This is a genomic window from Lysinibacillus sp. RU7 (genome assembly GCF_057837305.1).
This window is the reverse complement of sequence record NZ_JBYQFK010000032.1, coordinates 47,227-53,702: the sequence shown is the minus strand read 5'-3', so window position 1 is coordinate 53,702 and position 6,476 is coordinate 47,227. Positions and strand designations below refer to the sequence as shown.

The window sequence follows — 6,476 nt, the reverse complement described above, 5'->3', positions numbered from 1 at the left end:
TGAGCCAGGATCAAACTCTCCATAAAAGAATTTGAGTAAGCTCAAATTTGCTGGCATCATGTTTGATGTCCAAAATTGTTTGTCTCTTAAAGAGACTACTTATTGTTAACGTTTTGCTTGTTCAGTTTTCAAAGTTCATTTCGTCGCTGTCTTAGCAGCAACTCTTATATCTTATCAGAATCTCGTTTTCATGTCAACAACTTTTTTCAAAAAAGTCGTTAACCGAAATGAAACACTTTTAAAAAACAACCTCTTAATCATATCTTATACTCAACTAAAGAGTCAAGCATTTTTAAGGTTTTTTTATTTTGTGTCGTTGTGTTTCGGCGACGTTTAATAATTTAACATGTATCTACGAATCTTGCAACCCTTTTTCATTAAAAAAATACAAACTTTTTTCCGTCAATAAACAAAAACAAACAACCTTCTTAATTAAACGAAATATCGCTGCTTTAATCGGTATTCCTGACACATCCTTCTTTGAGAAATAAAGAAATTATATTAACTTTTTATTCAGCAATAACGAATTCTAAGTAAAAATATTATCGACCCTTATTCTACTTTTACTTATCAAACTAAACTAGTGAAACTTTATTTTAGTATATAAGTCGACGTTGTCATTTACATAATTGAGTAACTTATGCATTTGCTCACGCAAGGCTGCATGAGCATGGAGAATGAAACCCCACAGTTGGAATCATGTAGCACGTATAGCTAACACAAATGCTTTTGCCAAAACTTAATTCAATATTCCCAACAACTCTTAACCATTAACTTATGAACAGTGTTACAGCGCACACACTATCCTCTTTTAATTTACTTATCCCCTCGCTAAACAAAAAGGAGCCAAAGTGCATATCCTACACTCCGACTCCTATTTATTCACGTTTGCTCCTAATTAATGAAGTAATTCTATTTTTACCTCAGGCAGCGGTTTGTTATCGTACTACGCAACAACACTTGCCTATTTAGATGTATGACGCATTGTTGGGAATAATAGTACGTCACGAATCGACGGAGAATTCGTTAATAGCATGATTAAACGATCGATACCGATTCCTAAACCACCTGTTGGCGGCATACCGTATTCTAAAGCCTCGATGAAATCATTATCCATTTCATGCGCTTCATCATTACCCGCTTCTTTTTCCGCTAATTGCGCTTCAAAACGTTCACGTTGATCGATTGGATCATTTAACTCCGTGAAGGCATTTGCATGTTCACGACGAACGATAAATAGTTCGAAACGGTCTGTAAAACGTGGGTCTTCTGGATTTTTCTTCGCAAGCGGTGAAATTTCCACTGGGTGACCTGTTACAAATGTTGGTTGTACTAAAGTTTCTTCTACTTTTTGCTCGAAGAACTCATTGATGATGTGACCTACTTCATGTGCAGGTTTAATTTCTACACCGTGTTCAGCTGCTAGCGTGCGTGCTTCTTCTACAGACATCGGATTCCAGAAGTCGACACCTGTCGCTTCTTTAACTGCATCTACCATGTGTACACGTTTCCAACCAACACCTAGCTCAATTGTATCTTCACCATATTGGACTGTTGTTGTACCCAATACTTCTTGTGCTACATGTGCAATTAGATTTTCTGTTAAATCCATGATGTCTTTATAATCTGCATACGCTTCATATAACTCAATCATTGTGAACTCTGGGTTGTGACGAGTAGAAATGCCCTCATTACGGAATACACGACCAATTTCGTATACTTTCTCTAAGCCACCTACGATTAAACGCTTTAAGTGAAGCTCAATCGCAATACGCATATAAAGTTCCATATCAAGTGCATTATGATGTGTAATGAACGGACGAGCCGCTGCACCACCTGCAATTGTGTGTAACATCGGTGTTTCTACTTCTAAGTAACCATGGTTATCTAAATAGTTACGAATAGCACGAATAATTTTCGAACGGACGATGAATGTTTCTTTACTTTCTTCATTTGTCATTAAGTCCAGGTAACGTTGACGGTAGCGTTGCTCTACATCTGTTAGGCCGTGGAATTTCTCTGGCATTGGGCGTAGTGATTTTGTTAGGAATGTAAATTCAGTTGCTTTTACTGATAATTCTCCTACTTGTGTACGGAATACGTTCCCTTTCACACCGACGATATCCCCAAGATCTGCTTTGTTGAATAGCTCGTACGCTTCCTCACCAATTGCATCTTTACGTACATAAATTTGAATTTGACCGCCTAAATCTTGAATATGAGCAAATCCTGCTTTCCCTTTACCACGCTTTGTCATAATACGACCTGCGATCACAACTTCACGTAGGTCCTCTTCTAATTGCTCTTTTGTAAACGCTTCGTTCTCTTGCTTTACTTCATTTGATAAATGTGTGCGTTCAAAACGGCTACCGAATGGGTCAAGTCCGCCTTCGCGAATATCCGTCATCTTTTGGCGACGAACCAAAAGTTGGTCGTTTAATTCCTCTATATTTGACACGTTTGTCACTCCTTATTGAATCATCCGCAATATATGCGTTTTTTGTCCATAATTCCTTATTGTACACAAATTTAGTATGCGATTCATCTCTTTCGAGTGAATTCAAGAAAAATACATTTAAAAATATAGCCCGCTCCACAATAGAGCGAGCTCACATCATTATTATTTGCTAAAAAGAGCGCCACCGACGTGACACTCTTCATTAGATTACTTCCATTTGTGCACACTCTGCTTCGTACTCTGCTACAACACCCGTTAATAACATGCGTAGTTCTGCTTCTGTTTCCGCCTGATTAATGGCATTGCGGACTTTCCCATTGCCACGAATGCCTTTTAAGTACCACGAAGCATGTTTGCGCATTTCACGTACAGCCACGACTTCACCTTTTAATTGAAGTAAACGTTCAAAATGAAGTAGACATACATCAATTTTTTCTGCCACAGATGGTTCTTCCTTTAATTCACCTGTTTCTAAATATTGTACCGTACGATAAATCATCCACGGGTCCCCTAATGCCGCGCGTCCAATCATTACAGCATCGACTCCTGTTGTATCCAGCATGCGCTTTGCATCTTGCGGTGTTTCGACATCCCCATTACCAAGGACAGGAATGTTCACACTTTCTTTTACTTGCTTAATAATGTTCCAATCTGCCTTACCTTCATACATTTGCACACGTGTACGGCCATGAACAGCTACTGCTGCGCCACCCGCACGTTCAACGGCTTGCGCATTTTCAATCGCAAAAATATGCTCGTCATCCCAACCTATACGCATTTTGACCGAAACGGGCTTCTTTACAGCATCAACTACCGCTGCAACCATTTCATATACTTTATTTGGATCTAATAATAAACGGGCACCCGCTTCACATTTAATAATCTTATTGACTGGGCAACCCATATTAATATCGATAATATCCGCTGTTGTATTTTGATCTACATATTTCGCAGCCTCTACAAGCGTTTCCTTATTACCACCAAAAATTTGTAGCGAAAGCGGATTTTCACGTTCATCTATATAAAGCATATCTAACGTTTTTTGGTTGCGATATACAAGCCCTTTATCACTAATCATTTCAGCGTAGACTAAACCTGCACCAAATTCTTTTACCGTCAAACGAAAAGCCGAGTTACAGATACCAGCCATTGGGGCTAATACAACGCGGTTATCTAACACAATATCTGCAATTTGAAACGACTTTTGTTGATCGTTTACCATCATTTTGTCCTCCTTGAAGTTATTTAACCATTAACTCCTGTACATCTATATTAAGTTCATCCGCAATTTGTTGAAGTTGTTCAGTAGAAGGGATTTTCTCTCCCCGTTCAATCCGCCCTAAAACGGTTGTGGAAACACCTATACGCTTCGCAAATTCCACTTGCTGCACACGCTTTAATTTTCGGAACGCACGAATTCTTCTACCGAAACGCTCTTCTTCCATTGCACGACGCCTTCTTTCTGTATATCCATTGATTGGAGTGCTTCATGTGCTAAACGTAACTGTTCTGTACTGCAGTCGCTAATCTCCACTAACGGTACAAGAACAAACGCACGCTCGAACATGCTTGCATGCGGCACAATTAAGCTCTCTGTTTCAATATTTTCGTGATTATACAGCAAAATGTCAAGGTCAATGATGCGAGGACCCCAGCGAAACTCACGTACGCGACCTAGCTCTTGCTCTATTTGCTGGCATACGGTCAACATGTCAAATGAAGATAAACGCGTTGTCAGACGTACTGCGATATTTAAAAATGATGCTTGATCAATAAAGCCAACTGGTGCTGTTTCATAGATAGCGGAAACCATTTCCACCGTTACACCTGCTGTTTCCGCTAAACGTTTTACAGCAAACTTTAAATTGTCTTCGCGGTCCCCCATATTAGTACCGATGGATAAATACACGACATTCATTGAAACTGCCCTCTCACAATCTCCACCGCTACTTCCTTATAGTGTCCTGGAATTGGCGGATCTGGTTTAATAATTTCTACGCGGCAGCCCATTACTTGTCCTTCATAGCGGCATAAAATCTGGCTCGCGACCGTTTCAGCAACAGCTTCAATCAATTTAAACGGTTTACCTTCAATAACTTCCTTGCAAATATCGTACACCCCTACATAGCTCACTGTATCTTCTAAGCTATCTGTTTGCCCAGCTTTTTGGATATCTACCGCTAACGATACAGAGGCACGAAAACGTTGCCCTAAAACTGTTTCTTCCGGCAACACACCGTGATAACCAAAAAATTGCATATCTCTTAAATGAATATAATCCATACGTTACGCTCCTAATGTCTTAGGGCCAGTTCGCCCTCTACTATAAATTTCCCTATAAGGGCATCCATCACTTTTACCGTACGCGCTACTTCCTTCACATCATGCACGCGCATAATATGACAGCCCTTCATCACACCATATGCACACGTTGCGGCTGTCCCTTCTACACGTTCATCTACTGGTAAATCTAAAATAGAGCCAATGAGCCGCTTGCGAGAAGTCGCTAGTAATACGGGGTAGCCCATTGCGGATAGTTCATCTAAACGTTGCATCGTTTCCATACTTTGCTCTAAATTTTTAACAAAGCCAATACCTGGGTCTACAATAATATGTGTGTCGGGTACACCTGCCCGCTTCACAATGGCAATGCTTTCCGCAATATCTGATTTAAAATCTGCCCAGTAATTTTGATAGATTGTATTGTTCCGGTTGTGCATTAAAATAATCGGCACATGATAGTGCGCTGCCACATAAGCCATTTCAGGATCAGCTTTTGCCCCCCAAATATCATTAATGATATGCGCACCCGCTTCAATCGCTACACGCGCTACCGCCGATTTATACGTATCGATCGAAATGATAGCCGGCACTTCACGTACAAGTGCCTGTATTACGGGCACAACACGTGCGATTTCTTCTTCATCTGAAATACGCTCGTAACCAGGACGTGTTGACTCACCGCCCACATCAATAATTTTAGCACCGTCTGCTACCATTTTTTTCGCCTGCGCAATGGCTGCTTCAACGGAATTATATTGACCACCATCTGAAAATGAATCAGGCGTTACATTTAAAATGCCCATAATAAAAGTCTCTTTTGTATAGTCTAGCGTAATACCGTTTATAACTAGTGGCTTCGGATAGTGTTGTAACATCGCTATTCTCCCTTTATCCGTTGTAAAATTCGATCTATATATGCTTGATGCAGCTGTTTATATACTTGTCCCGTCGCACCTGTAAAATAGCAATCACCTATTTTATCGATAGGGACAAGTTCTTGCACAGCATTCGTTACAAAACATTCATCTGCTTGCTCCAGTTCCACTGCCCGATACTTGCCTTCTTTTACAATCAAGCCAAGCTTCCGAGCAATGTGTAGCACTTGTTTTCGTGTAATGCCACCTAAAATCCCTGTATCAAGGGATGGCGTATAAAGTATATCATTTTTCACCCAAAAGATATTCGATGTAATACCTTCCGCTACAAAGCCATCTGCTGTTTGAAAAATCCCTTCATACTCTGCTAAGTTAGGGACTTCAAACCGAGCTAACACGTTATTCCCGTAGTGATGGCTTTTAAAGCGCAGTTCACTTTCCGCTGTGTTACGGGGTGTTTTTAGCCAAATCGCTTCTTTTCCTTTGCCCCGTGGACGCTCCACTAACGGTTTACGAAATACGATGACAGTTGGGGCATTGTAGGTCGTTGGCTGTAACCCAATATCATGCACACCAGCGGAGACATTGAATCGGAAGTAGCCGTCCCCTCGTTCCGCTTCATTTAACTGCTGAATGACTTGTTGAACATCTGCCATTGTATACGGCAACTTAATATGAAAATGGTCAAGTGCTTCATTTAAACGTGCCATATGCTCTTCTAAAAACGGTACTTTCCCGTCGTATGTGCGAAATGTTTCAAAAAATCCAAGGCCATACAAAAAACCATGGTCGAATGGCGAAATACGTAGTTCGTTAGCATCGATATAGTGTCCATTCATCCAGCAAAGCATACTTTTCCA

General features: G+C 40.5%; 7 protein-coding genes. All 7 read right to left on the bottom strand.

Going from position 1 to position 6,476, the window contains the following annotated elements; genetic code table 11:
- Positions 1–964: 964 nt before the first annotated feature.
- The 7 genes from lysS to pabC all read right to left on the bottom strand — a co-directional run bounded on the left by lysS (position 965) and on the right by pabC (position 6,467).
- Positions 965–2,467 carry a lysine--tRNA ligase gene (gene lysS, locus AC3II9_RS18795; protein ID WP_489157911.1) on the bottom strand — a complete coding sequence of 501 codons (1,503 nt, stop codon included), beginning with the start codon at positions 2,465–2,467 and terminating at the stop codon, positions 965–967.
- Between the two features lie 193 nt (positions 2,468–2,660).
- Positions 2,661–3,680 carry a tRNA dihydrouridine synthase DusB gene (dusB, locus tag AC3II9_RS18790; protein WP_489157910.1) on the bottom strand — a complete coding sequence of 340 codons (1,020 nt, stop codon included), beginning with the start codon at positions 3,678–3,680 and terminating at the stop codon, positions 2,661–2,663.
- A 19-nt stretch (positions 3,681–3,699) separates the two neighbouring features.
- Positions 3,700–3,903, bottom strand: a complete 204-nt coding sequence (locus tag AC3II9_RS18785; protein ID WP_391375721.1) for a helix-turn-helix domain-containing protein — start codon at positions 3,901–3,903, stop codon at positions 3,700–3,702.
- Positions 3,855–4,376: a 2-amino-4-hydroxy-6-hydroxymethyldihydropteridine diphosphokinase gene (gene folK / locus AC3II9_RS18780; protein ID WP_489157909.1), complete on the bottom strand. Its 522-nt coding sequence runs from the start codon at positions 4,374–4,376 to the stop codon at positions 3,855–3,857. The genes AC3II9_RS18785 and folK overlap by 49 nt, the downstream gene beginning before the upstream one ends.
- Complete coding sequence (gene folB, locus AC3II9_RS18775; protein ID WP_489157907.1) at positions 4,373–4,741, bottom strand: dihydroneopterin aldolase; 369 nt, start codon at positions 4,739–4,741, stop codon at positions 4,373–4,375. Before folB ends, folK begins: the two co-directional genes overlap by 4 nt.
- 11 nt (positions 4,742–4,752) lie before the next feature.
- Positions 4,753–5,616 (bottom strand): dihydropteroate synthase, encoded by an 864-nt coding sequence (gene folP / locus AC3II9_RS18770; RefSeq protein WP_489157905.1) that lies wholly within the window; start codon positions 5,614–5,616, stop codon positions 4,753–4,755.
- Positions 5,617–5,618: 2 nt separating this feature from the next.
- The gene (pabC, locus tag AC3II9_RS18765) at positions 5,619–6,467 is read right to left on the bottom strand and encodes an aminodeoxychorismate lyase (RefSeq protein WP_489157904.1); all 849 of its coding nucleotides are present in this window, start codon (positions 6,465–6,467) and stop codon (positions 5,619–5,621) included.
- Positions 6,468–6,476: the final 9 nt, after the last annotated feature.